At 47.1% G+C, this 204-nt stretch carries 1 protein-coding gene; it reads right to left on the reverse strand.

Features of this window, described 5'->3' with window-relative positions; genetic code table 11:
- Window positions 1–204 (reverse strand): hypothetical protein (locus Q0779_RS23970; protein WP_298776784.1); only part of this gene is annotated, 204 nt, incomplete at both ends.

Below are 204 nucleotides of genomic sequence, written 5' to 3' on the forward strand. Positions count from 1 at the left end.
GTGATTTGCTCACCATTGCCGATTAGACTCCCGCCCAGAAAGGTATCTGCTTTAATTTGAGTGGCCTTTACTTGTGTGCCGGTAACGGTATCCCCTTGGGTTAAATCTATTTGCGGCGGCAGGTGTGCGTTATTTAAGTTGGTGATTTGCTCACCATTGCCGATTAGACTCCCGCCCAGAAAGGTATCTGCTTTAATTTGAGTG

The sequence above is a fragment of the uncultured Shewanella sp. genome (assembly GCF_947491715.1).
GTDB lineage: Bacteria > Pseudomonadota > Gammaproteobacteria > Enterobacterales > Shewanellaceae > Shewanella.